The 23178-nt window shown below is 62.0% G+C and carries 25 protein-coding genes; 9 read left to right on the forward strand and 16 right to left on the reverse strand.

The genetic code is table 11. The annotated features are described in order from the left end of the window. The 4 genes from PVW51_RS01220 to PVW51_RS01235 form a co-directional block, all read right to left on the reverse strand. Positions 1 to 159, reverse strand: a complete 159-nt coding sequence (locus tag PVW51_RS01220) for a hypothetical protein (protein ID WP_274573284.1) — start codon at positions 157 to 159, stop codon at positions 1 to 3. A gap of 9 nt (positions 160 to 168) precedes the next feature. After that, positions 169 to 741 carry a helix-turn-helix domain-containing protein gene (locus PVW51_RS01225; RefSeq protein WP_269363478.1) on the reverse strand — a complete coding sequence of 191 codons (573 nt, stop codon included), beginning with the start codon at positions 739 to 741 and terminating at the stop codon, positions 169 to 171. 65 nt (positions 742 to 806) lie between these two features. Continuing rightward, positions 807 to 1265, reverse strand: coding sequence for a GAF domain-containing protein (locus tag PVW51_RS01230; RefSeq protein WP_269363476.1), 459 nt, complete (start codon positions 1263 to 1265; stop codon positions 807 to 809). A 77-nt stretch (positions 1266 to 1342) separates the two neighbouring features. Beyond that, a complete protein-coding gene (locus tag PVW51_RS01235; RefSeq protein ID WP_274573285.1) occupies positions 1343 to 2515 on the reverse strand; it encodes a thiolase family protein in 1173 nt (390 codons plus the stop codon). Between the two features lie 93 nt (positions 2516 to 2608). Here PVW51_RS01235 and PVW51_RS01240 point away from each other — a divergent pair, with 93 nt between their 5' ends. From PVW51_RS01240 to PVW51_RS01250, 3 genes are all read left to right on the forward strand, one after another. After that, on the forward strand, positions 2609 to 2947 hold the full coding sequence (locus tag PVW51_RS01240) for an STAS domain-containing protein (RefSeq protein ID WP_269363471.1): 339 nt from the start codon (positions 2609 to 2611) through the stop codon (positions 2945 to 2947). 10 nt (positions 2948 to 2957) lie between these two features. Beyond that, entirely contained in the window at positions 2958 to 3440 is a 483-nt protein-coding gene (locus PVW51_RS01245; RefSeq protein WP_274573286.1) for an ATP-binding protein, read from the forward strand. A 294-nt stretch (positions 3441 to 3734) separates the two neighbouring features. Then, entirely contained in the window at positions 3735 to 5312 is a 1578-nt protein-coding gene (locus tag PVW51_RS01250; protein ID WP_274573287.1) for a gamma-glutamyltransferase family protein, read from the forward strand. A 138-nt stretch (positions 5313 to 5450) separates the two neighbouring features. Here the strand turns inward: PVW51_RS01250 and hspQ are convergent, their stop codons facing one another. Beyond that, positions 5451 to 5777, reverse strand: coding sequence for a heat shock protein HspQ (gene hspQ, locus PVW51_RS01255; protein WP_114276113.1), 327 nt, complete (start codon positions 5775 to 5777; stop codon positions 5451 to 5453). 339 nt (positions 5778 to 6116) lie between these two features. Between hspQ and PVW51_RS01260 the strand changes: the two genes are divergently transcribed. Further along, positions 6117 to 6701, forward strand: coding sequence for a transglycosylase SLT domain-containing protein (locus PVW51_RS01260; protein ID WP_269363465.1), 585 nt, complete (start codon positions 6117 to 6119; stop codon positions 6699 to 6701). Positions 6702 to 6738: 37 nt separating this feature from the next. Here the strand turns inward: PVW51_RS01260 and PVW51_RS01265 are convergent, their stop codons facing one another. The 4 genes from PVW51_RS01265 to PVW51_RS01280 all read right to left on the reverse strand — a co-directional run bounded on the left by PVW51_RS01265 (position 6739) and on the right by PVW51_RS01280 (position 13477). After that, positions 6739 to 7329 (reverse strand): LolA family protein, encoded by a 591-nt coding sequence (locus PVW51_RS01265; RefSeq protein ID WP_443287376.1) that lies wholly within the window; start codon positions 7327 to 7329, stop codon positions 6739 to 6741. Between the two features lie 500 nt (positions 7330 to 7829). Then, entirely contained in the window at positions 7830 to 10826 is a 2997-nt protein-coding gene (locus PVW51_RS01270; protein ID WP_274573289.1) for a DNA translocase FtsK, read from the reverse strand. 17 nt (positions 10827 to 10843) lie between these two features. Continuing rightward, positions 10844 to 12031: an aminotransferase class I/II-fold pyridoxal phosphate-dependent enzyme gene (locus PVW51_RS01275; protein WP_269363461.1), complete on the reverse strand. Its 1188-nt coding sequence runs from the start codon at positions 12029 to 12031 to the stop codon at positions 10844 to 10846. Between the two features lie 117 nt (positions 12032 to 12148). Beyond that, positions 12149 to 13477 (reverse strand): amidase, encoded by a 1329-nt coding sequence (locus tag PVW51_RS01280; protein ID WP_269363460.1) that lies wholly within the window; start codon positions 13475 to 13477, stop codon positions 12149 to 12151. Between the two features lie 80 nt (positions 13478 to 13557). Between PVW51_RS01280 and PVW51_RS01285 the strand changes: the two genes are divergently transcribed. Next, complete coding sequence (locus tag PVW51_RS01285; protein ID WP_274573290.1) at positions 13558 to 14784, forward strand: FAD-dependent monooxygenase; 1227 nt, start codon at positions 13558 to 13560, stop codon at positions 14782 to 14784. 40 nt (positions 14785 to 14824) lie between these two features. Here PVW51_RS01285 and PVW51_RS01290 read toward each other — a convergent pair whose 3' ends face one another. From PVW51_RS01290 to PVW51_RS01310, 5 genes are all read right to left on the reverse strand, one after another. Continuing rightward, complete coding sequence (locus tag PVW51_RS01290; protein ID WP_114276106.1) at positions 14825 to 15007, reverse strand: Trm112 family protein; 183 nt, start codon at positions 15005 to 15007, stop codon at positions 14825 to 14827. After that, positions 15004 to 15648 (reverse strand): LON peptidase substrate-binding domain-containing protein, encoded by a 645-nt coding sequence (locus tag PVW51_RS01295; protein ID WP_269363457.1) that lies wholly within the window; start codon positions 15646 to 15648, stop codon positions 15004 to 15006. Before PVW51_RS01295 ends, PVW51_RS01290 begins: the two co-directional genes overlap by 4 nt. Before the next feature lie 27 nt (positions 15649 to 15675). Beyond that, positions 15676 to 16590 carry a thioredoxin family protein gene (locus PVW51_RS01300; protein ID WP_269363456.1) on the reverse strand — a complete coding sequence of 305 codons (915 nt, stop codon included), beginning with the start codon at positions 16588 to 16590 and terminating at the stop codon, positions 15676 to 15678. Positions 16591 to 16645: 55 nt separating this feature from the next. Beyond that, complete coding sequence (locus tag PVW51_RS01305; protein ID WP_274573291.1) at positions 16646 to 17434, reverse strand: exodeoxyribonuclease III; 789 nt, start codon at positions 17432 to 17434, stop codon at positions 16646 to 16648. Positions 17435 to 17692: 258 nt separating this feature from the next. Then, entirely contained in the window at positions 17693 to 18379 is a 687-nt protein-coding gene (locus PVW51_RS01310) for a response regulator transcription factor (protein ID WP_114276102.1), read from the reverse strand. Positions 18380 to 18543: 164 nt separating this feature from the next. Here PVW51_RS01310 and ribA point away from each other — a divergent pair, with 164 nt between their 5' ends. The 3 genes from ribA to PVW51_RS01325 are packed head-to-tail and all read left to right on the forward strand — an operon-like array spanning position 18544 to position 20544. Then, positions 18544 to 19632, forward strand: coding sequence for a GTP cyclohydrolase II (ribA, locus tag PVW51_RS01315; protein WP_274573292.1), 1089 nt, complete (start codon positions 18544 to 18546; stop codon positions 19630 to 19632). A 13-nt stretch (positions 19633 to 19645) separates the two neighbouring features. Further along, complete coding sequence (locus tag PVW51_RS01320) at positions 19646 to 20050, forward strand: GFA family protein (RefSeq protein WP_274573293.1); 405 nt, start codon at positions 19646 to 19648, stop codon at positions 20048 to 20050. Next, positions 20050 to 20544: a L,D-transpeptidase family protein gene (locus tag PVW51_RS01325; protein WP_274573294.1), complete on the forward strand. Its 495-nt coding sequence runs from the start codon at positions 20050 to 20052 to the stop codon at positions 20542 to 20544. Before PVW51_RS01320 ends, PVW51_RS01325 begins: the two co-directional genes overlap by 1 nt. 119 nt (positions 20545 to 20663) lie before the next feature. Here the strand turns inward: PVW51_RS01325 and PVW51_RS01330 are convergent, their stop codons facing one another. Continuing rightward, complete coding sequence (locus PVW51_RS01330; protein WP_274573295.1) at positions 20664 to 21317, reverse strand: YggS family pyridoxal phosphate-dependent enzyme; 654 nt, start codon at positions 21315 to 21317, stop codon at positions 20664 to 20666. Between the two features lie 102 nt (positions 21318 to 21419). Beyond that, positions 21420 to 22319, reverse strand: coding sequence for a porin (locus PVW51_RS01335; RefSeq protein WP_269363445.1), 900 nt, complete (start codon positions 22317 to 22319; stop codon positions 21420 to 21422). 288 nt (positions 22320 to 22607) lie between these two features. On the opposite strand from PVW51_RS01335, the gene PVW51_RS01340 reads away from it, so the two are divergent. Further along, positions 22608 to 23096, forward strand: a complete 489-nt coding sequence (locus PVW51_RS01340) for a DUF3576 domain-containing protein (RefSeq protein WP_269363443.1) — start codon at positions 22608 to 22610, stop codon at positions 23094 to 23096. Positions 23097 to 23178: the final 82 nt, after the last annotated feature.

The raw sequence follows: 23178 nt of genomic DNA on the forward strand, positions 1-23178 counted from the left end.
TCAACTCCTTGTCGGGGTGGTGGCGGTGCCCGGCAGGACACCGTTCAGAATGAAACAAAGCGCCATGACCCGGCGCACCGGGCTGTCGAAGACTGCCCCCGGTCTGGCGCCAAATACCAGCCGGAAAAGGGCAGTTAGGATCCGGGTTTCAAAGCTCATGCCATCGACCTAATACACCGGCGGCGCGATGACCCAGATCGCCACAGCGGGGGCATCGAAAGGGTTGGCCCAGCGGAACGCCTCGCCGCGGATGCGAAAGCTGTCGCCGGGGTTCAGCAGATGGGTTGTGCCCTCGATCTCGATCTCCAGCCTGCCTGACACAAGGTATCCGACCTCCTGGGTGGGTCGGCTGACCGGCGCCTTGATGCGGCTGTGGGGCTGAAAGGTGGAATGGACGACTTCAAAATCATCCGTAAGGTCGGGAGAGAGCAGCTCCTCCACCAGCCCGGCCACATCAGACCCGATGGGCCGCCGCGCGCCGCGGCGCACCACATAGCCCGCCTCATGCGCCGGTGCCGCGGCATGGCGGAACAACATGGAGACGGAAACCCCCAGGCAGGCCGCGATATGGCGCAGATCGGTGATCGAAGGTTCAGAGATGCCCCGTTCGACCTGGCTGAGCCAGCCGACGGAACGGCCAAGGGCATTGGACAGATCCGTCAAAGTCAGATCCCGGCTCTTGCGCAGGGCGCGCAGGTCCGCTCCAAGCGAAAAGGGTGAATCTGGCGCGCTGTGCTGCATGATGCCTTGGGTGAAAATTACGTCTCCATTTTCACGCTAGACCCCGGAAATGAAATTTTCCAGTATTATTTCACTTGTTGGAAAACCGACTGCAAGATGTCGCCAAGGGCGGTGGCATCCTTGTGCGAAAAGGCATCGGGCTGATCGCTGTCGATGTCGAACACCGCGATCAATGTGCCGGTGCCGTCGCGGACGGGCAACACCAGCTCCGACCGCGTGGTCGAGGCGCAGGCGATGTGACCGGGGAAAGCATCCACATCCGGCACCAGCTGCACCCTGCCTTCCCGCGCGGCCGCCCCGCAGACCCCGCGCGAGAACGGAATCACCAGGCAACCATGGCCGCCCTGATAGGGCCCGATCTTGAGCAGTTCCGGCGCGGTGACGCGGTAGAAGCCAGTCCAGTCGAAGCGGTCGTCGGCGTGATGGACCTCGCAGGCGACGGTGGCCATCAGGGCAACGGCATCGTCCTCGCCTTCGGTCAGCGCCGCGATGGTCTTGGCCAGGGTGTCATAGTCAACTTGCACGGGGTGTTTCCTTGAACGGGAGCGCCGGGGGCTGTCCGCCGCCCGGCCCCACCAAGATTATGTATGGTAAAAAGAAATCATACGCGCTCGATGGCGATGGCAGTGCCTTCGCCGCCACCGATACAGATCGCGGCAATGCCACGGCGCAGGTTGCGCTTTTCCAATGCGTTCAGCAGCGTGACCATGATCCGCGCGCCGGAGGCACCGATGGGATGGCCCAGCGCGCAGGCGCCGCCGTTGACGTTCACGATGTCATGGTCCAGCCCCATCTCGTGCATGAAGGCCATGGGGACAACGGCAAAGGCCTCGTTGACCTCCCACAGGTCCACGTCTTCCTTCTTCCAGCCGATCCGTTCCAGCAGCTTTTTCGCGGCGGGCACCGGGGCGGTGGTGAAAAGACCCGGTTCCTGCGCATGGCTGGCATGGCCGAGGATGCGCGCGCGGATGTTGAGCCCCTGCGCCGTGGCCGCCTCTTCCGAAGCGAGGATCAGCGCGGCGGCCCCGTCAGAGATCGACGAGGAATTGGCCGCCGTCACCGTGCCGCCCTGACGGAAGGCAGGTTTCAACTGCGGGATCTTGTCCGGCCGGGCCTGCGCGGGCTGTTCATCGGCGGCAATGCTTGTGCTGCCGCTGCGCGAGGTCACTTCGACCACGGCGATTTCATCGCTGAACGCACCGCTGTCCTGTGCCGCGATGGCGCGCGACAGCGAGGCCAGAGCATATTCATCCTGACGTTCGCGGGTGAACTGATAGGTCTCGGCGCAATCCTCGGCAAAGGTGCCCATGAGGCGGCCCTTGTCATAGGCGTCTTCGAGACCGTCAAGGAACATGTGGTCGATCACCGCCCCATGGCCAAGCCGCGCGCCGCCGCGCATCTTTGGCAGCACATAGGGCGCGTTGGTCATGCTTTCCATGCCGCCCGCTGCGATGACATCGGTATGGCCGAGCGCGATCTGGTCAAAGGCGATCATCGCGGCCTTCATGCCCGAGCCGCACATCTTGTTCAGGGTGGTGGCGGGCACGTCCTGACCCAGACCGGCGGCGAAACCGGCCTGGCGGGCGGGGGCCTGGCCCTGTCCGGCGGGCAGGACGCAGCCCATCAGCACCTCCTGGACCGCGGCGGGCCCGGCATTTTCCAGCGCGGCCCTGATGGCATGGCCCCCCAGCTCTGACGCCGTAAGGCCCGCGAAAGCCCCCTGAAAACCGCCCATCGGGGTGCGAGACGCACCAGAAATCACGACATTCCGCATCACATTCTCCTGTTTGTCCCGGCCGTTGGTTACCGAATGATAATCTTTGGTCACTATCTAACGGCTTCACCAGTTGGGTCTAGAGGTCTGTCTATGCAAGTTTCCGTCAAAACAGAAGCTGACTTCTGCGTGGTCGGTTTGCGCGAACAGCGGATCGATGCCGCGGTTGCGCTGGATTTCAAGGAGACGATGCGCCAGGCCGCCCAGGGAGCGGGCGAAAACATCATTCTGGACCTGAGCGACGTCACCTTCATCGATTCCAGCGGTCTGGGCGCGATCGTGGCAACGATGAAATTCCTTGCCCCGGACCGGTCGCTGATCCTGGCGGGCATGACAGCCCCGGTTGACCGGGTGTTCAAACTGACACGGATGGATTCAGTCTTTGCCATCTTCCCCACACTTGCCGCCGCGCTGAGCGGTCAACATGCCTGAGCAGGCGGCCATGACCAGTTCCACGGCGCTGTCGCCGGAAACCCTGCCCTTTCCTTTCGATATCCGCTTCAAAAGCAGCAAGCCCGCTGTCCGCGAGGCTTTGGCAGGGGTGCGTCAGGCGCTGGCCCCTCTGGAACTGGATATGGAGGAGCTGCAAACGGTAGAACTTGTGCTGGCAGAGGTGCTGAACAACATCGTCGAACACGCATATGCGGAGCAAGAGCCGGCGCCGGATGACCTGATCACCCTGCGCGGCGACCACAGGGGGGACGGTCTGCATTTCCGGATCATCGACCGGGGCGAGGCCATGCCCGACGGCAAACCGCCGCTGGGGAATGCGCAGCCGATCAGCCCCGTGATCGAGGACCTGCCCGAAGGCGGCTTTGGCTGGTTCCTGATTCGCGACCTTGCCAAGGATGTGTGTTACCGCCGCATCGGCGCGGAAAACCTTCTGGACCTGCGGCTGGCGATTGCCCTGAACCTGCAGGGATAACCGGTTTCGCCTGCCTGCACAGGCATTTCCGCAACCGGCGGGTGGCAGCGGCAGCTCTGACAACCCAGGGGAGAACGACCCGGACCGCCAAAAGGCCTTATTGTGATCATATTCGCGCCACCGTTGTAGGGCATTTTCCGCCTTGTAGCTGCATATGGCTTCCCTCGGCGCTGCGTTTAATTGCCCCCACCCAGTGCGTGGCGTCGAGGTACTTTCCCGATCATTCCCACCCGACATTGGCAGTCCCGAAGCGACGCGCTAGGTTGCCGCGAAACATTGATGTTGGGAAACCATATGCGCGACTTTCACCTGCCCGGACGTTCTCCTGTCATTGCGGCCAACGGCCTGTGCGCCACGTCACACCCCCTGGCCGCCAAAACGGCGGTCGAGATGCTGGAGCGTGGCGGCAACGCGATGGATGCGGCGATTGCCGCCGGGGTCCTGCTGGGCATCTGCGAACCGCAGATGACCGGGATCGGCGGGGATTGCTTTGTTCTTTACACCCTGCCCGGCAGCAACGAAGTGCATGCGCTGAACGGATCGGGGCGCGCACCTGCAAAGGCCGATGCGGCGCTGCTGCGGCAACGCGGGGAGAGCACCGTGCCGCTGTACGGGGCGGATGCGGTGACCATACCCGGCGCGATCGACGCCTTTTGCCACCTGTCGGAAACTGTCGGCACTGCGGGTCTGGACGCGATTCTCGCCCCTGCCATCCGCTATGCTGATGCCGGGGTGCCGGTCGCGCCGCGCGTCGCCTTCGACTGGGCGCGCGAGACGGAAAAGCTGAAAGGTGCGGCGCGGGATTACTATCTGATCGACGGCAAGGCGCCGCAGGTGGGCCAGAATTTCCGCGCGCCCGGTCAGGCCGAAGTGCTGCGGCGCATCGCCAAAGACGGCAGAGATGCCTTCTACACCGGGGAAATCGCCGAGGACATGCTGCGCGCGCTGAACGATCTGGGCGGCGTACACAGGGCCGAGGATTTTGCCGCGGTTGTCGCGACGCCGGCCACTCCCGTTGCAGGCCCCTACAAGGGCATCGAAGTGGTCGAGCATCCGCCAAACGGCCAGGGTGCAACGGCGCTTCTGCTGCTCAACATTCTGGACCAGTTCGACATTGCAGGCATGGACCCCTTTGGCGCCGAGCGTATCCACATAGAGGCCGAAGCGACCAAGCTGGCCTATGATGCCCGGAACCGTTTCCTGGCGGACCCGGATCACACCACCCGGCTGGATCATATGCTGTCGGGTGAAACCGCGCAGAGGCTGGCGGCGCTGATCGACCCCAGGCGCGCGATGGCTTCGCCCGCTGCCCTCTCCGAACAGGTTCACAAGGATACCGTCTATGTCACGGTGGTGGACAGGGACGGCATGGCGGTCTCGCTGATCTATTCCATTTTCCACGGTTTCGGATCGGGTATCGCATCGGAAAAATTCGGCATCCTGCTGCAGAACCGGGGGGCCGGATTCACCCTGGAGGAAGGCCATGCGAACGAGCTGAAGGGCGGGAAGCGCCCGATGCACACTATCATTCCGGGCATGATCCGCGAGAATGGCAAGGTGATCATGCCCTTTGGCGTCATGGGCGGGGCCTATCAGCCCTGTGGCCATGCGCGCTTTGCCTCGAATCTGCAGGATTTCGGCATGGATGTGCAAAGCGCCATCGACGCGCCGCGCGCCTTTACAGATCAGGGGGTGCTGAAGGTGGAACGGGGTTACCCCGATGCGATCCGTGCGCAGCTGAGCGACATGGGTCACAAGGTCGAAATTCCGGATGTCGCCCTTGGCGGTGCGCAGGCCATCCTGATGCGCCCGGACGGCATGTTGGATGGGGCCAGCGACCCGCGCAAGGATGGATGCGCGCTGGGGTACTGACCGGCCCGCCGCAGGCGGCCAGTGGCGCGCCTGCGGTGCCCGTCGTTGAGCAAAACAGGCATCGAGGTTCCCCGCGGAGAACCCAACATTTTGCTAATGTGGAATAGTTATTGATTAACGCCGGAGGTTTCCGGCCCGTCAGTTCAGCTGGAAATGCAGCGGATAGGATCCATCGGTGAAGGGGCCGAACAGGTCGGGGATATCGGGATGGTCCACCGGCTCCCCTGAATAATCCGCGACAAGGTTCTGTTCCGACACATAGGCCACGTAGTAGCTTTGATCGTTTTCCGCCAGCAGGTGATAGAAGGGCTGATCCTTGACCGGGCGGTTTTCCTTGGGAATCGATTCATACCATTCATCGGTATTTGCGAATTCCGGATCGACATCAAAAATCACCCCGCGAAACGGGTGCTTCTTGTGCCGGACAATCTGCCCGAGATGATATTTCGCGCGCGTGCGTAGCATAACATTGCAGCCCCTACCCTTCGTTAGTAATCGGTTCAAGGGGCATTTGTCCAATCACGCATGAAACGGCAAAGGAAACAAACTGTTGCACCTCGCATCTATCGGGTTTCCGGTTCATGTTGTATCGCCCTTCCCCTGCCCCGGTTCGTCACCCAGCGTGCCATCACGCGGTTGGTGCCGATTCGCAGGCGGTGGCAGGGCTGGTGGTGGTTTCGACACTGATGTCGGTGGGCGCATTACCGCTTTTGCTGGCGGTTCTGCTGTAAAATTTATGATGTGATCCGGCATCAAAATAGCGTATGCTGTGACAAAATAAAAAAACGACCAAGCGAGAGGCAAATGAGCAAAACTCTTCGCGCTATGATAATTGTACTGATGGTCGCCTCCTGCGGGGGCGGGCAATCGTCTGCGCCAAATGATCTGGACAACGCCTGTACAATTCTCAGAGAGCGCCCCGAATACTACAAGGCGTTCCGCAAGGTGGAACGCAAATGGGGTGTGCCGGTGCATGTGCAGATGGCCACCATCCACCAGGAAAGCAAGTTCGTGTCGGACGCGCGCACGCCGTTCAAATACGTGCTGGGCGTGATCCCGATGGGGCGGCAGTCAAGCGCCTTCGGGTATTCTCAGGCGCTTGATGCCACCTGGGAGGAATACCGCAAGGCGCAGAACCGGCGGTCGGCCAAGCGGGACAGGATCAATGACGCCAGCGATTTCATGGGCTGGTACATGAACCAGACCCGCGACCGCAACGGCATTGCCCTGCATGACGCGCGCAATCAGTACCTGGCCTATCACGAAGGCCACACGGGATTTGCGCGGGCCACCTACAACAACAAATCCTGGCTGGTCGCCGTGGCGGGCAAGGTCGAGGCCCGCTCGCTGATGTATGAGCAGCAGATCGCGGGTTGCCGCTTGCGGTGAGGTGATTGGCCCCGGTTGATGCCGGGGCCGCTGCCTTCTACCTTTTGGGTGTGCTGCCGGGACGGCCGGTGTCGAACAGGCTGTTGGGCAGCGATACGCCCGTTTGCAAATCCCCCAGCACCACGGTGGTGAGAGAGCCGCTGCCATCATTGATGATCCATTGGCGCAGTTCCACCGGGTTGCCGGTGAACTTCAGCTGGATATTGCCGTATTGCGGGTTTTCGGGATCCTGTGCCGTTACCACGGTGGCGGTGCCGTCATAGCTGTGGCCGGTGACCATATTGGCGCGGGCCAGATCCACCTGTTTGGCCAGAATGATCGACAGCGGTGTGCGCGACAGCGGATAGCTTTCTGCGGGCTGGTTCGACTTCTTGTCGTAGATCACCACGGTGTTTGCCCCGGCCACCACCATTGCGGAGTCGGGCGGGTTGTATTCGAACCGCACCTTGCCGGGCCGCTTGATATAGATGGTGCCGGTGCTGATCGAGCCGTCGTCATTGATCTGGGTAAAATCGCCCTTGGCCGTCTGCAGCTGGTTCAGATAGGCCGATATGTCGTTCAGCGGCAGTTTTTGCGCCATGGCCGCAACGGGGCTCAGCAGGGCAAGTGCAAGTACGATGGGTTTCATCAGTCGCATTGTGATCTTCCTGTGTGTTCAGTTGGAACAGAGATAGGGCGGAACCCGGTGATATGCGATATCAGGTCGCGGTTTTCTGCTTACATCCCGACGGAAGCGCCGGGGCGGCGCTGGTGCGCTGCTGCTTCGTCGATAGGTGATACAGATTTGGGTAGGGTGTTCCACAAAGGAAGACCAGCCTGACGCGAAGCGCAAGCCGGGCCGTCGCCTGCCCGGGGTAGGCGATGCTGGTTTATGTTCATGGCACTTTATCTCTCAACCATGATGAGCCCCATCGGGGACACTCCCAGCCTCACCAAATCGCCTACCCGACCGGCGGGCAGGCGATGGCCCGGCGCCTTCGGCTTGTTCCGGGCTTTGGGTTCCACATCGGTCAGCCCCGGCCATCAAAGCGGGTATCGTTATAGCGTCTGACGCTATAAAAAAAGCCGCCGGAGCGTTTCCGGCGGCTGTTGGCGCATGTAGCAAACAGGGCATAGAGGAGGTAAGCCTTATCCCTGTTCCGGCACCAGTATTTCGCGTTTGCCCACGTGGTTGGCAGGAGAGACGAGACCTTCCTCCTCCATCTGCTCCACCAGGCGGGCGGCCTTGTTGTATCCGATCGCCAGCTTGCGCTGGATGTAGGATGTCGAACATTTGCGGTCCTTGATCACCACCTGCACGGCCGTGTCGTAAAGCGCGTCCTCGCCATCGGTGTTGCCGCCGGTGTTCAGCCCCAGCACCGCGTCGATGTCGCTTTCCTTGTCATCGGGCGGGCCTTGTACCACGCCGGAGACATAATCGGGTTCACCGAACTGCTTGAGGTGGTTGACGATTTCCTCGACCTCCTCGTCCGAGACAAAGGGGCCGTGGCAGCGGGTGATCTTGGCCCCGCCGGCCATATAAAGCATGTCGCCCATGCCCAGAAGCTGTTCGGCCCCCATTTCGCCCAGGATCGTCCGGCTGTCGATCTTCGACGTCACCTGAAAGGAGATCCGGGTGGGGAAGTTCGCCTTGATGGTGCCGGTGATGACATCGACGGAAGGCCGCTGTGTCGCCATGATCAGGTGAATGCCGGAGGCCCGCGCCATCTGTGCAAGACGCTGGATGCAGGCCTCGATCTCCTTGCCGGCAACCATCATCAGGTCGGCCATCTCGTCCACGATGACGACGATATAGGGCAACGCGACCGGTGTGGTTTCCTCGGTCTCGAAGATCGGCTCTCCGGTGTCCTCGTCAAATCCGGTCTGAACGGTCCGGCTGAACAACTCGCCCTTGGCCAGCGCGTCGCGCACGCGGCCATTGTAGCCCTCGATGTTGCGCACGCCCATCTTGGACATCTTGCGATAGCGTTCTTCCATTTCGCCCACGGTCCATTTCAGCGCAACGACGGCCTTCTTGGGGTCGGTGACGACGGGGGACAGCAGATGCGGGATACCGTCATAGACGGAAAGTTCCAGCATCTTGGGGTCGATCATGATCAGACGGCATTCCTGCGGGGTCAGCTTGTAGAGCAGCGACAGGATCATCGTGTTGATGGCCACGGATTTACCGGAACCGGTGGTCCCCGCGATCAGCAGGTGAGGCATCTTGGCGAGGTTGGCCACGATGGGATCACCACCGATGTCCTTGCCCAGCGCCAGCGGCAGGCGTTGATTGCCATCCCCGAAATCGCGGCTGGAGAGGATCTCCCGCAGGACCACTTTTTCGCGGCTCTCGTTGGGCAGTTCGATGCCGATCACGCTGCGCCCCGGCACGGTGGAAACCCGGGCGGAGAGCGCGGCCATTGACCGTGCAATGTCGTCTGCCAGACCGATCACGCGGCTGGCCTTGAGGCCCGGCGCGGGTTCCAGCTCGTACATGGTGACCACCGGGCCGGGGCGGACCGCGACGATCTCTCCCTTGACGCCATAGTCGTCCAGTACGGTTTCCAGCATCCGGGCGTTTTCTTCCAGTGCCTCATCGCTGAGGTGCAGGCGCTGAACGGTGTCGGGGCTTTCCAGCAGGCTCAGCGGCGGCAGTTCGAAACCGGGATGGGTGTCTTCAAAGGTCAGGGTCGGTTGCGCTTCGGCCTGGGCCTGTTTCGAGGGTTGCACCGGTTTGCGGACCGGTTGCTGCACCACCGCGCGGCGCGGCTCGGCCACGGGGATGGCGGGGGCGCCCGGTGCGGCCTGTTGCAACGGCAGGGCCTCGGCAGTCCCGATGTCAGCTTCGTCATATGTATCGCCATAAGTATCGTAGCTGTCGTCCATCGGCGCATATGAATGCGCGTCCTCTGCCACCGGTGCCGGGGCTGCCATGGGGGCGGCGCTGACGCCAGGGACCGACAGGCGCGGCGCGGTCAGGGGCGGTTCTGCCCGACCGAGCTGTGCCGCCTGGGATGTCAGGGGCGGTTCGGGCGGCAATTGTGTGGCGGGTGCGGTTTTCAACACCAGCGGATCAGGCCCCCTGCCCCGCCCGCGGGTCAGCGGTGCGGTTGTCGGCGTGTGCACCGCAGTGGTGCTGCGCACACGGTTCTTGATCACATCGGCGATCTTGGAGCGGATCCGGTCGCTGCCCGGTTCTTCCTCTTCCACCACGGCGTCGGAATAGGTTTCCACCAGCTCGGGTTCCGGCATCGGGTCGGGGCGTTTGATCAGGCCGGGCATGCGGCCCAGCAGGCTGGTCTTGGCCGGTTCGGCCTGCGCATGATCCTCCAGCACGGGTTCGGCGCGGGGCATGTTGCGCTGGACGGCAATAGCCGAGGCTTCCTGCTGCGCTGCGAAGGCCGCGTTCTCTTCTGCTTCGATGCGCAGACGTTCGCGCCGCTCGGATTGGCGCGCCTGCAGCGTCTGGGCCGCCTGAACGGCACCGGATGCGCCACGCCCCATGATGTTCATCATCGTGGCATAGGCCATGATTGTCCCCACCAGCAGGAAGCGGCCAATGCGGTTCAGTTCGGATCTGGTGAAGCCGAGCACGAAAGCGCCCAGCGCCAGGATACCCAGCCCCATGACGACCGACATGAATTTCACGGTGAAGGCCGACCCGATCGGCAGGATTGTCAGGATCGCGCCCATCACGGTATCGCCGAACAGACCACCCAGGCCAAAGCTGTGCGTCTGGAGCCATTCCGGCCCCGGTGCCAGGGTCGCCGCGTAGATCGAGCCAAGGGCCACGGCAATCGGTGCAAAGATCAACCGGCCCAATGCCCGGTCCTGCCCCCAATGCAATGCAAAGCGGCCCCCCCAGAACAGCAGGATAGCGGCCAGACCCCATGCGCCCCAGCCAACGATCATGAACAGCGGTGCCGCGATGGAGGCCCCCATGCGGCCCATCCAGTTCTGCACCGGCGCATCGGTGGAGACCATCCAGTTGGGATCGTCCGGCGTGTAGCTGCCGATCATCATTGCGGCCATCACGCCCAGCATGATCAGAGCCAGACCCAACAGTTCCTTGCCACGCTTTTCAAGCGCCTCGGTCATGTTGCTGTCCAGCAGGGGGTCACGCCCACGGGTCTGATATGCCATTGCTCGGTTCCTCGTTCTCAAGTCGGATAAAGGCAGTCGCGGATCAGTTCCAATCCGCGCGCCATTTCATCTTTGGGGGCCACCAGGGCGACCCGGATGTACTTTTTACCGGGGTTTTCCACCCCTTCCACGTCCTGCGCCAGATAACCGCCCGGCAGGACCTTCACGCCTGTCTCTTTCCACAGCTTCAGGGCTGCCTCCTCGTCATCCTCGACCGGAAGCCAGAGGAAGAAGCCCGCCTCGGGGCTGGCATAGCCGGGCACATTGCCCAGGATGCGGTCCGCGATATGGTATTTCTCAAGGTAGAGCGCCCGGTTCTCGACCACATGGGTCTCGTCGTCCCAGACCGCGGCGGCGGCGGCCTGCAGGGGCAGCGGCAGCGGTGCGCCCGCATAGTTGCGCAGCTGCTTGACCTCGCGAATTGTCTCGGGACCGGATGCGACAAAGCCGGAACGCAGGCCGGGCAGGTTCGACCGTTTCGACAACGAGTGGAAGATCACCACGCGGTTGCGGTCGGCGCCCAGTTCCTCGACCACCTGCATTGCGCCGACGGGTGGCGTGTCGCGGTAGATCTCCGAGTAGCATTCATCGGCGAAAATCTTGAAATCGTACTTCTCGGCCAGCTCGATCAGATTGGCCCAGTAATCCCGCGATGCGACTGCGCCCTGCGGGTTGGCAGGCGAACAAATGTAACAGGCCGTGGTCCGCTCCAGGATCGCGGGATCGACGCCGTGGAAATCGGGCAGTTGCCCGGTCTTTTCGGTGGCATTGACCATGATCGGGTCGGAATTGCCGGAAATCGCCCCGATCATATAGACTTGGTAGAAGGGGTTCGGCATCAGGATCGCGGGTTTCTGACCCCCTTTGGTTTCGGGGCAGAGTGCGATCACCGCGTTGTACAGACCCTCGCGGGTGCCGTTCAGCGCCATCACCTCGGTATCGGGGTCCATATCCACGCCATAGCGGCGCTTGATCCAGCCGGCGATGGAGGCGCGCAACTGCGGCGAGCCATCGTTCGGGGGATAGCTGTTAAACCCTTCCGCCGCTTCGACAATCTTGTCCGTGACCCATGCCGGGAAAGCATGTTTCGGCTCACCGATTGTCATCTGGATCAAGGGCCCGCCGCCTTCGTGCACGTCCAAAAGGGCGCGCAGGCGCGGCCACGCATGGGCCGGAAGGTTCGAAAACCGCTCAGGATAAAACATTACAACTGCCTCGGATCGGGATCGTTATCGCCCCGTTTGTTTCAAAGTACCCAAGGTGCTGCCTGCCGTCCAGAAAAACCGGCGCAAGCACAGCATGTTGTGGTATTTAGGCCAATCTCAGACCAGCGCTTCGCTGACCGCCGCGCCAAGCCTCAGAAGCTGTTCTTCCATATATGGGGGGCACATCAGCATCAGACCACAAGAGGGAGTATGCGTTGGCAATGTGAGGGCACATAACCCCATCAGGTTGCCAACGCGGGTGTTGCGCAGGGTCAAGAGATTTTCGGAAACATAATAGTCGTGATCTTCCTGCAGCTTCGCAAGCGAGGGCGGCAGCAGGGCGGCTGTGGGCAGCAGCACCGCGTCGAACCCCGCAACGGCGGCGTCATAGCCTGCGCGCAATGCATCCAGCTTTGCCCAGGCGGCCACATAATCCGGGCCGGAAAAGCCTTTTCCAAGGCGGAACCGTTCCAGAATTTCGCTGAACATCGCGTCGGGGTTCGCTTCGATCACGTCGCGCCAGAGCCCGTAAGCCTCTGTCGTATATAGACAACCGCTAAGCGGCATGGCCTCTGCCACCTCGGGAATGTCGATTTCGGTGATCTCTGCGCCGGCTTTTTTCAGCCGGGCAATCGCCGCTTCAAAGGCCGCTTTCGGTGCCTCGCGGAGATCCTCCATGGCGGCGGTACGCAGCACCGCGAAACGACGCCCTTCCAGCTCGCTGTGGCGCAGATCGGCGGGTTTTTCCCCTTCCAGCGCAGCAAGCAGCAGGCAGGCATCCTCAACCGAGCGGCACAGCGGGCCGACCGTGTCGAATTTCAGGGCCAGCGGAACCACACCTTCCAGGCTGAGCCGGCCCGAGGTTGTCTTGAGGCCCACCAGATCGTTCCAGGCCGCGGGAACCCGGACCGATCCGCCGGTGTCGGAGCCGATGGCGGCGGCGGCCAGCCCGAAGGCCACCGAAGCCGCAGCGCCCGAAGAGGATCCGCCGGAGACGGCATCTTCGTCGTTGACGCAGGGCGGCGTGGCGGTGCTGGGGTTATGGCCCAGGCCCGAAAAGGCCAGTTCGCTCATATGGGTCTTGCCGAGGCAGACCAGACCCGCCGCAGTCGCATTGGCGAGAACGACCGCATCGCGGTCGGGCACCCGCCCCTGCAGCAACTTCGAGCCCGCCTCGGTCTCGGTGCCTGCGGTGTCGAAGAGGTCTTTCCAGGAGATCGGCACCCCGTCGAGGGGGGACAACCGCTGTCCCGCTTTGGCGCGGACGGCGGCGGCGCGGGCCTCGGCCAGCGCACGGTCGGCGGTGACCCGGGCATAGATGCGGTCCCGCAGGGGATGCGCTGCGATGGCGTCCAGATAGGTCTGGCACAGGGCCACCGGATCAATCTCATTCGCCCCGATGCCGCGCCCCAGATCCGCGGCGGTCATGGTCAGCCAGTCTTGCATGTTTGGTCCCCTGTTTTTCGCCGACGGTAGCGACCATAGCGCACATGGACAATCCCCGAGCAGCCGCCATATCAAGGGGCATGGAATTCGATACCGACATTGCCATCATCGGTGGCGGCCTGAACGGCCCGGTCCTGGCGCTGGCACTTGCCAGTTCTGGGCTGCAGGTGACATTGATCGACACGCTTGAGGTCAAGATCCGCAGGAATGCGGGATTTGACGGGCGGTCTTATGCGCTGGCGCTGTCCTCTGCCCGGATGCTGGAGGCGCTTGGCCTCTGGCAGGGGATCGCGGATCAGGCCCAGCCCATGCTGGAGATCAAGGTGACGGATGGGCGCGCGGGTGAAGCGCCGTCACCGATGTTCATGCATTTCGACCATGCCGAGATCGAGGAAGGCCCGATGGGCTATATGGTGGAGGACCGGCATCTGCGGCGGCATCTGCTGGATGCCGTCAAGGGTGACAAACGCATCCGCCAGATGAATGGCGAAACCGTAATCGGCCAGAGCGCGGAGGCCACCGGGATCACACTGACGCTGGCCAGCGGCGGCACGCTGCGGGCGCGTCTGGCGGTGGGAGCCGACGGGCGGGGCACCGGTACCGGACGGCGTGCCGGGATCGGGCGGGTTGAATGGGCCTATGGCCAGACCGCCCTGGTCTGCGCGCTTGACCATACCGCACCGCATAACGGCATTGCGCATCAGCTGTTCATGCCCTCCGGGCCGCTGGCCATCCTGCCGCTGAGCGGCAACAGATCCTCCATCGTCTGGAGCGAGACGGCAGAGACCGCCAAGGCGATCAACGCGCTGTCCGATGCGGGGTATCTGGAGGTGTTGCGGCCCCGGATCGGCGATTTTTTGGGAGAGATCGGCCTGGCCGGGGCGCGCTATACCTATCCGCTAAGCCTGTCGCTGGCCCAGAACATGGTGGCGCCGCGCGCCGCGCTGGTGGGCGATGCGGCCCATGGGGTGCATCCGATTGCCGGACAGGGGCTGAACGCGGGTCTGCGGGATGTCGCGGCATTGGCAGAGGTGATTGCCGACGCCCGGCGGCGCGGCGAGGACCCGGGTTCGGACGCGGCGCTGGCGCGCTATCAGGAATGGCGCCGATTCGACAATACGACGCTTGCGCTGGCGACCGACAGTTTCAACCGGCTGTTTTCAAACGACAACCCGGTGATCCGCATGGCGCGCGACATCGGGATGGCCGCCGTGAACGCAATGCCCGGCCTGCGGCGCGGTTTCATCCGCGAGGCTGCCGGCCTGACCGGAGAATTGCCACGGTTGATGCAGGGCAGGGCCCTGTAATCTGGGCGCTGTAAATCGGGTGCTTTGATTTGAAGGCGGGTCAGCTCAGCTTGCGGGCTTCGTCGATCAGCATGATCGGGATGCCGTTGCGGATCGGATAGGCCAGACCGGCGGCTCTTGAGATCAGTTCCTGATTTTCCGCATCATATTCCAGCGTTGTCTGGTTGCGCGGACAGATCAGGGCATCCAGCATGCGGCGGTCAAATGTCGGAGTGTCGGTCATTGCATCAATCCTTCGTCATGGCCGCCGCGCATGGCGTATTCGATCAGGGTCACCAGGGTCTCGCGCCGGGTCTGGAGTGACGGCGCCTCTAGCAGGGCCTGTTTATCCTCTGCGTCGAAGTCGAGCATCATCGAAAGCGAATTGATCAGCAATTCATCCTCCGCCTCTTTCAGCGTGTTCCAGTCGGCTGAGAGGCCGCGGGTTTCAAAGTAACGGCCCAGCAGTTCCATGAGGGGTTTGCGGCTGAAGTTTGTATCCTGTTCTTCCCCGCCCAGGTCGCGTTCAAAGCCATCCCATTTCACGTCGCATCTGCGGTAGGGGCAGAAACCCTCGACCTCGCGCAGGATGCGGAAGCGGGAGACGCCGCTGAGTGTGATCATATAGCGGCCATCCTCGGTTTCGGAGAACTGGGTGATCCGCCCGGCGCAACCGATGCTGTGCAGACCGGGCCCATCGCGACCCGGCACCAGATTGGGCTGGATCATCCCGATCAGCCGACCATCGGTTTTCAACGCGTCCGCAACCATCTGCAGATAGCGCGGCTCGAAGATGTGCAGGGGCAGCCGCGAACGGGGGAGAAGCAAGGCCCCGGCCAGTGGAAAGACCGCAATGGTATCTGGCAGCTCTGTTTGCTTTTTCATGGCCTAGCACTTAGCGCGCGGGCAAGATCAGGCAAATATCATCGAGCTCAGTTTGCGGCGTCCGTTCAGGACCACCGGGTCATTGGGTTTCAGCGCGTCGAAGATGGTGAAAAGCTGGGTTTTCGCGGCACCGTCGTTCCATTCGCGGTCGCGGCGGAACAGATCGAGAAGCTGGCTGACCGCCTGTTCGGCGTCGCCCTTGGCATAGAGCGCCTGGGCCAGGTCGAACCTTGCCTGATGGTTGTCGGGTTCCGCTTCCACTGTTGCGGTCAGTTCGGCAACCGGCCCTGCGTTTTGCGCCTGCCGCGCCAGTTCGAGCTGGGCAAAAGCGGCCTCCAGTTCCGGGGCCTTGGAAATCTCGATCGGGGCACCGTTCAGCAGCGCCTCTGCCTGGTCCAGTTCCCCCATGGCGATATGGGCACGGACCATGCCGCCATAGGCACCGGCATGTTGCGGATCTTCGCCCAGGATGGCGGCAAAGGTCTGTGCCGCATCTGTTGCCGCGCCTTCGGCCAGCATCTCTTCTGCCGCTTCCACCGCTTCGGCCAGGGCATCACCCGGCGCTGCGCCACCGGCGGCCTTGATCACCTTGTCGACAAAGGCCTTTACCTCGGATTCCGGCAGGGCACCCTGAAAACCGTCGATCGGCTGGCCCTTGAAAAAGGCATAGACGGTCGGGATCGACTGGATCTGCAGCTGCCCCGCGATCATCTGCGCCTCGTCCACGTTGACCTTGGCCATCTTCACCGCGCCTTTCGCGGCGGTCACCGCAGCCTCAAGCTGGGGGCCCAATGTCTTGCAGGGGCCGCACCAGGGGGCCCAGAAATCCACGATCACCGGGGTTGTCTGCGAGGCCTCGACCACGTCGGTCATGAAGGTCGCTTCGCTGACATCCTTGATCAGGTCGGCACCGGGGGCATTGGCGGTCAGGTTCAGTTCCATGGTCTTGTCCTCGCGTGGCAGTATTTGACCTTATATGAGCGCTTGGGCGCGCGAATCAAAGGTCAAAGGTGGCAAAAACCGGGGCATGGTCGCTGGGCTGCTCCCATCCCCGAACGGCGCGCTGGATGTGGCTGGAATGGGCGGCGCTGGAAATATCCGGTGTGGCCCAGACATGATCGAGGCGGCGGCCCTTGTCTGCTGCATCCCAATCGGGGGAGCGGTAGGACCACCAGCTGTAGAGATTGCCCTGCGGTATGTCCTGGCGGGTGATGTCCACCCAGCCGCCCGCATCCTGGGTGGCGCCCAGGGCCTCGACCTCGACCGGGGTGTGGCTGACCACCTTCAGGAGTTTCTTGTGATCCCATACGTCATCCTCGCGCGGGGCGATGTTCAGGTCGCCCACGAGAATGGCCTTTTGCGGCTTTTCGCCATGAAACCAGTCCCGCATTTCCGCGAGGTAATCCAGTTTCTGGCCGAATTTCTCGTTGATGGTCCGGTCGGGTTTGTCACCGCCGGCGGGCACGTAGAAGTTGTGAATGGTCGTGCCGTTTTCCAGCCGCGCGGCAACGTGGCGGGCATGGCCCAGGGCGGCGAAATCCCGGTCCCCGGCATCTTGCAGCGGCAATTTGGACAGGATGGCAACGCCATTGTAACCCTTTTGCCCGCGCGCGACCATGTGGGTATAGCCTGCCTGTATGAAGGCCTCTGTCGGGATCTGGTCGACCGGGCTCTTGCATTCCTGCAGACACAGGACGTCCGGCCCGTGCTCGGCCAGCATCTTCAGGACAAGGCCCTCTCTCAGACGAACCGAATTGATGTTCCAGGTGGCAAGGGTGAATGGCATGGGGTTCTCCGTCAGTGACCAGGGGCAGGTTAACCGCTTGGCCGGGGGAGCGCCACCGGATCAAGGCCCCCGGGCGGACATATTCGCCTGCGGTGTTTGATCGCAAAAAAATGGCCGGGCACGGAGCCCGGCCAAGTCCAACAGGGAGGTATGTGCCAATACCCGGGCACAAACTTCGGGGTTCAAACCGAGGGGCGGGTCATGAAAACCCCGCCTCTCGCAAGGGGTAACCGCAAAATCCCGATTTGGTTCCGGCGGTCAGCTCATTAATCTGTATCCGCCGGATTCGGTAACAAGAAGGCGCGCATTTGACGGATCTGGTTCAATTTTCTGGCGCAGGCGGTAAATATGGGTTTCCAGCGTGTGGGTTGTCACACCTGCGTTGTAGCCCCAGACCTCGTGCAGCAGGACATCCCGCGGGACAACGCCGTCGTTCGAGCGGTAGAGAAACTTCAGGATGTTGGTTTCCTTTTCCGTCAGGCGGACCTTTTTGTCGTCTTCGGTCACCAGCATCTTCATCGCCGGTCGGAAGGTATAGGGGCCAAGCTGGAACACCGCATCTTCGGATTGTTCGTGCTGGCGCAGCTGCGCGCGGATGCGGGCCAGCAGGACCGGAAACTTGAAGGGTTTCGCGACATAATCGTTGGCACCGGCATCCAGACCCAGGATGGTATCTGCATCGCCATCGTGCCCGGTCAGCATCATGATCGGGCTTTTCACACCCTGTTTGCGCATCAGCCGGCAGAGTTCGCGGCCATCCGTATCGGGCAGGCCGACGTCGAGGATGACCAGATCGTAGATCGCCTCCCTCGCGCGGGCCATGGCATCAGCGCCGTTGCCTGCTTCGAAGACGTCAAAGTCTTCGGTCATGATCAACTGTTCGCTCAGCGCCTCGCGCAGGTCCTCGTCATCGTCGACGAGAAGGATTTTCTTGAGCTGGGCCATTTCTAACCTCCACACTATTTTGTTACAGGTGTGCCTTGCACACGCGTTCGACAAGGTTTGGGATGCAGGCTTCACGGCCTCGTGTGGCAGAGCGCCGCAATGTTTCAATTCCGGGCCATGTGGCATAGTTAAGTTTCAATCGCCTTACGGAGTTGTAACACAATATGGCCCTGGCCCCTGACATTATCGAGCAACTGGCCCGCGCGCGCGCGGATTTACGCATGGGTATCCCGATTGTTCTGCAAGGTGCAGAGCCTGTTCTGGTACTGGCGGCAGAAACCCTGACCGCGCAGCGGCTGGCCGATGTGCTGGCACTGGGGGGAGAGCCGGTTCTTGCGATTACCGCGCGCCGGGCCCAGACCCTCAAGGCGCGGGCCTATGACGGGGACCTGGCGCGTGTGCTTCTGCCGGAAGACGCCACGCCGGTCTGGGTGCAAAATCTTGCCGATCCTGCTGACGATCTGCGCGCGCCGATGAAAGGCCCGCTGCAATGCGCACGGGGCGGTGATGTGGCCGCCCATCGCGCCGCGCTGCAATTGTGCAAGACGGCGCGCCTTCTGCCCGCTGCCCTGGTCCTGCCGCTGCCCGATGCCAGGGCGTTTGCCGCACGGCATTCCCTGACGGCGCTTGATCTTGCCGCCGTGACGCCCGCGCTGGCCGAACGCAGCCCTTTGCATCCTGTCGTCAATGCGCGCCTGCCGATGGAAGTATCAGAAGCGGGCCGGTTGCATATCTTTCGCCCCGAGGATGGCGGCGAGGAGCATTATGCCATCGAGATCGGACGCCCCGACCGGACCAAACCGGTTCTCGCGCGGTTGCATTCCGCCTGTTTCACCGGTGACCTGATGGGCAGTCTGAAATGCGACTGCGGCCCGCAGCTGCGTGCTGCGCTTGCGCAGATGGGGGCCGCGGGGACGGGGATATTGCTCTATCTCAATCAGGAAGGACGCGGCATCGGGCTGGCCAACAAGATGCGGGCCTATTCCCTGCAGGATCAGGGGTTTGACACTGTCGAGGCGAATCACCGGCTGGGGTTCGAGGACGACGAGCGCGATTTTCGGCTGGGGGCGGATATTCTGAGGTCCATGGGCTTTTCCGCGGTGCGATTGCTGACCAACAACCCCCGCAAGGTCGAAATGATGGAAGCCTCGGGCATCGACGTGGCCGAACGGGTGCCGCTGAAGGTTGGCGAAAACCGCCATAACGCTGGTTATCTGGCGACCAAGGCTGCAAAGTCCGGGCATCTTCTTTAGCGAAAGGACAGCCATGAAAGGCCGATGCTATTGCGGGGCGCTGCATTACGAGGTGACAGCCGTTCCGGTGTGGAAGCTGCAATGCCACTGCAGGGAATGTCAGTATATCTCGGGTGGGGGGCCGAATTTCGCGATGGCAGTGCCTCTGGAGGGCTTTGCCTTTACCAGCGGGACACCCGCCGAATTCACCCGCGACGACCTTGAAGGCGCGCGCACACGGCAGTTCTGCGGCACCTGCGGGACACATGTCGTGACGCGGATTCCGGGCCGGGATTACTTGGTGCTCAAGGCGGGAACATTGGACAATCCGGCGGCAGACTTTGGTGATGCGGAATTTGCGATCTTCATGAAAGACGCGCAGCCCTTCCATGTGGTGGCCGAAGGCAAGCCCTGTTTCGACGATCTGCCTCCGCGCTGATGACCCGCGATGACATGGTCCTGACCCCTGTTGGCCTGCGGTTTCAGGGGCGGCTTTACCCCTGCAGCATCGGCAGGGGTGGTGTGACCGAACACAAGCGCGAGGGCGATGGCGCCACCCCGAAAGGGAACCACCGGATTGTCGGGATGCTGTATCGGCCCGACAGGTTGTCCTGCCCGGTGAACTGGGCGGTGCCGATCGGGCCGGGGGACCTGTGGTCAGACGATCCGGCGGCCAAGGATTACAACAGGATGGTGCGTGCGCCCTATCCGCACAGCCACGAGGTGCTGCGCCGCGCGGATCCGCTCTATGATCTGGTGATCCTGACCAGCTGGAACTGGCCCGATGCGGTTGCCGGGCGCGGTTCTGCCATCTTTATCCACCAGTGGCGCAGGCCCGGTTATCCGACGGAGGGCTGTATCGGCCTGCGGCGGGCCGATCTGCATGCCATTGCCCCGATGATCCGGCAGCATACACGGTTGATCGTGACCTAGATCGTCATGCGAAAAACCTGAATCCCGTAATGCTGCCTGAAATCAGAGATTTCAACGCGTTACGGGATGCATGATGCTTCAAGTATTTCGTCAGACGCTATAGAGCCGGTTTTCGGGCCTTATCCCGGCACTCTTTCTCCAAAGATGGCCGAGCCGACGCGAACATGGGTGGCGCCCAGGGCCACGGCGCGTTCGAAATCGCTGCTCATGCCCATGGAAAGCCCCTGCAAGCCGTTGCGCGCGGCGATCTTTGCCAGCAGCGCGAAATGCAGCGCGGGTTCTTCATCCACCGGGGGGATGCACATCAGGCCCCGCACCGGCAGATCGAGATCCCGGCATTCCTTGACAAAGGCATCTGCATCGCCGGGCAGGACGCCTGCCTTTTGCGGCTCTTCGCCGGTGTTCACCTGGATGAACAGATCGGGGCATTTCCCCTCTTCCTGGGCCAGGCGGGCCAGGGCCTTGGCCAGTTTCGGACGGTCCAGGGAATGGATGGCGTCAAACAGATTGATTGCCTGCCGCGCCTTGTTGGATTGCAGGGGCCCGATCAGGTGCAGATCGACGCCGGGAAAATCAGCGCGGAAACCGGGCCATTTGCCCGCCGCCTCCTGCACCTTGTTTTCACCGAAACAGCGGTGGCCCTGCTCAAGCACATGGCGCACCCGCGCGTCCGGCTGCACCTTGCTGACGGCGATCAGGGTGACGGAACCGGCTTTGCGCCCGGCATCCGCTTCTGCCCTGGTCAATCTGGTGGTGATATCTGTCAGACCCATGATGTTCCCCTTGCTGCCTTGAGGCGCACAGAACAACACAGAGGCAGAAATGAAAAGGGCAGACCCGAAGGCCTGCCCCAAACTCACGTATATGAGCTCAACTTAGAAGTTGAAGCGCACACCGAAGTCAACGATGGTCACGTCGGCGTTGTTGTTGGAGATACCGCCGCGCAGCGATGTGCCGCCACCCATGTCGTGGTTGAAGTCAACACCGTAGGATGTTTGGGCGAAGTAGTCAGCATCTGCAACGTAGGCTTCGATGTTTGTGGCTGCGCCAACATCAAAGCGACCTGCCAGAACCCAGTGGTCGCCAGCAACGCCGTTGTCGGCGAAGGCCAGTGTCACGTCGGCCGGGCCGAAGGAACCGCCAACAGTGGCTGTCCACTCAGTGTCACCAACGAAGTCGGAGTCCTGAGCACCCAGAGCGAATGTCCAGCCGTTCCATGTGTATGCGATGTGACCCGCGATACGCTCGTTGTTTGCACCGGCAGGGTTGGTTGCGGACACGTGGACCGCCAGATCACCAGCAGAGTACAGAACTTCGATACCGTTGGAGCCCGAGCTACCCAGGCCTTGGCCGTTCTGGTAAGCATCGCCACGGAAGTTGTAGGCAACGTAGTCATAGGAGTGACCGGTCAAACCCAGGTCGATGGGGTACTGACCAGGCATGAACTCCAGCGCGCCGTAGATGTTACCAACACCAACTTCGAAGCCGCCGGAACGGGCGAAGAAGCGTGCGCCATTGAAGCCCGGCAGAGTGCCGACAGCCGCATCACGCTCTTCGGATTCGAAGTGAATTGTACCACCGAAGACAACGCCAGCGTCGGATTCAGCAGTTGCATTCACGATCAAACGCAAACGGCTTGTGATGTTTGTTGTGTCTGTAACGCCGTTGTCGGTGTACAGAAGACCAAAGCGGCCGTAACCACCAAATGTAACGTCTGCTGCTGCAACGCCGGCGGTCGCGACCAGGGCTGTTGTAGCGAAGAGAACTTTTTTCATGAGTTTTCCCTCGGTTTGAATTCATATGCCCAGACCGGGGAATCCGGAAAGGGTATGAAGGGTGTTTGCACCCAACCCCCCCCTCCTTGCAAGAAGCCTGAAACGCTCCGGGGCAATGTCGCTGCCAATGGTGCAGCTTTGCCACAGTTTTATCTCTGCCCCTCCCTTTTCAGGGGTGTCCAGGAGCACAAAGCCCATATTCAACAGGGGAATCGCTGCAGACATATGCCTTGCCGATGGTGCAGCACTTGGATAGACCATTGTCCAAACAGGCAAAGGAAAGCTGAAATGGCGTACAGGACCGTTTGCAAAGGCGCAGTGGCACTTCTTATTGTTGCGAGTCTCGGCGCTTGTGGCCTGGGGCGGGAAGCGACACCGCGCGCCGCGACCTATAGCAACACCAACAACCCCAACGTGATCGAGACCGATCCGGACAATACGATCTGGTCGATCTTCAACCGCAAGAACACCGGCACGAATGTTTCGGTGAACAAATACCTCTGGTCAGCTTCGCTTGAGGTTCTCAATTTCCTGCCTGTTCAATCCATCGACCCGTTCACAGGCGTGATCGTGACAGGCTATGGCACACCGCCGGGCGGCGGCTCTGCCTATCGCGCGACGGTTCTGATCGACGATCCGGCGCTTGATGCGCGGTCGCTGAACCTGGCGCTGCAAACCCAGGGCGGACGCACCGTGAACACTGCCACCACCCGCGCGGTGGAGGACGCCATTCTGTCCCGCGCCCGTGAGATGCGACTCGCCGACAACAAATTCTGATCCCGAACACAATCCACAACTTCTTATGCGCCGGGCCCAGTGACATGAACGGCCCGGCGCAGTCCGTTTGAACGAAGGCACA

The organism is Sulfitobacter sp. PR48 (assembly GCF_028807335.1).
Classification (GTDB): Bacteria; Pseudomonadota; Alphaproteobacteria; order Rhodobacterales; family Rhodobacteraceae; genus Sulfitobacter.

Bases quoted from the DNA above. Each gene is read 5' to 3' on its own strand.
- PVW51_RS01220 (WP_274573284.1), bottom strand. From the start codon at position 159: ATGAGCTTTGAAACCCGGATCCTAACTGCCCTTTTCCGGCTGGTATTT.
- PVW51_RS01225 (WP_269363478.1), bottom strand. From the start codon at position 741: ATGCAGCACAGCGCGCCAGATTCACCCTTTTCGCTTGGAGCGGACCTG.
- PVW51_RS01235 (WP_274573285.1), bottom strand. From the start codon at position 2,515: ATGCGGAATGTCGTGATTTCTGGTGCGTCTCGCACCCCGATGGGCGGT.
- PVW51_RS01240 (WP_269363471.1), top strand. From the start codon at position 2,609: ATGCAAGTTTCCGTCAAAACAGAAGCTGACTTCTGCGTGGTCGGTTTG.
- PVW51_RS01245 (WP_274573286.1), top strand. From the start codon at position 2,958: ATGACCAGTTCCACGGCGCTGTCGCCGGAAACCCTGCCCTTTCCTTTC.
- PVW51_RS01250 (WP_274573287.1), top strand. From the start codon at position 3,735: ATGCGCGACTTTCACCTGCCCGGACGTTCTCCTGTCATTGCGGCCAAC.
- hspQ (WP_114276113.1), bottom strand. From the start codon at position 5,777: ATGCTACGCACGCGCGCGAAATATCATCTCGGGCAGATTGTCCGGCAC.
- PVW51_RS01260 (WP_269363465.1), top strand. From the start codon at position 6,117: ATGAGCAAAACTCTTCGCGCTATGATAATTGTACTGATGGTCGCCTCC.
- PVW51_RS01265 (WP_443287376.1), bottom strand. From the start codon at position 7,329: ATGAAACCCATCGTACTTGCACTTGCCCTGCTGAGCCCCGTTGCGGCC.
- PVW51_RS01270 (WP_274573289.1), bottom strand. From the start codon at position 10,826: ATGGCATATCAGACCCGTGGGCGTGACCCCCTGCTGGACAGCAACATG.
- PVW51_RS01275 (WP_269363461.1), bottom strand. From the start codon at position 12,031: ATGTTTTATCCTGAGCGGTTTTCGAACCTTCCGGCCCATGCGTGGCCG.
- PVW51_RS01280 (WP_269363460.1), bottom strand. From the start codon at position 13,477: ATGCAAGACTGGCTGACCATGACCGCCGCGGATCTGGGGCGCGGCATC.
- PVW51_RS01285 (WP_274573290.1), top strand. From the start codon at position 13,558: ATGGAATTCGATACCGACATTGCCATCATCGGTGGCGGCCTGAACGGC.
- PVW51_RS01290 (WP_114276106.1), bottom strand. From the start codon at position 15,007: ATGACCGACACTCCGACATTTGACCGCCGCATGCTGGATGCCCTGATC.
- PVW51_RS01295 (WP_269363457.1), bottom strand. From the start codon at position 15,648: ATGAAAAAGCAAACAGAGCTGCCAGATACCATTGCGGTCTTTCCACTG.
- PVW51_RS01300 (WP_269363456.1), bottom strand. From the start codon at position 16,590: ATGGAACTGAACCTGACCGCCAATGCCCCCGGTGCCGACCTGATCAAG.
- PVW51_RS01305 (WP_274573291.1), bottom strand. From the start codon at position 17,434: ATGCCATTCACCCTTGCCACCTGGAACATCAATTCGGTTCGTCTGAGA.
- PVW51_RS01310 (WP_114276102.1), bottom strand. From the start codon at position 18,379: ATGGCCCAGCTCAAGAAAATCCTTCTCGTCGACGATGACGAGGACCTG.
- ribA (WP_274573292.1), top strand. From the start codon at position 18,544: ATGGCCCTGGCCCCTGACATTATCGAGCAACTGGCCCGCGCGCGCGCG.
- PVW51_RS01320 (WP_274573293.1), top strand. From the start codon at position 19,646: ATGAAAGGCCGATGCTATTGCGGGGCGCTGCATTACGAGGTGACAGCC.
- PVW51_RS01325 (WP_274573294.1), top strand. From the start codon at position 20,050: ATGACCCGCGATGACATGGTCCTGACCCCTGTTGGCCTGCGGTTTCAG.
- PVW51_RS01330 (WP_274573295.1), bottom strand. From the start codon at position 21,317: ATGGGTCTGACAGATATCACCACCAGATTGACCAGGGCAGAAGCGGAT.
- PVW51_RS01335 (WP_269363445.1), bottom strand. From the start codon at position 22,319: ATGAAAAAAGTTCTCTTCGCTACAACAGCCCTGGTCGCGACCGCCGGC.
- PVW51_RS01340 (WP_269363443.1), top strand. From the start codon at position 22,608: ATGGCGTACAGGACCGTTTGCAAAGGCGCAGTGGCACTTCTTATTGTT.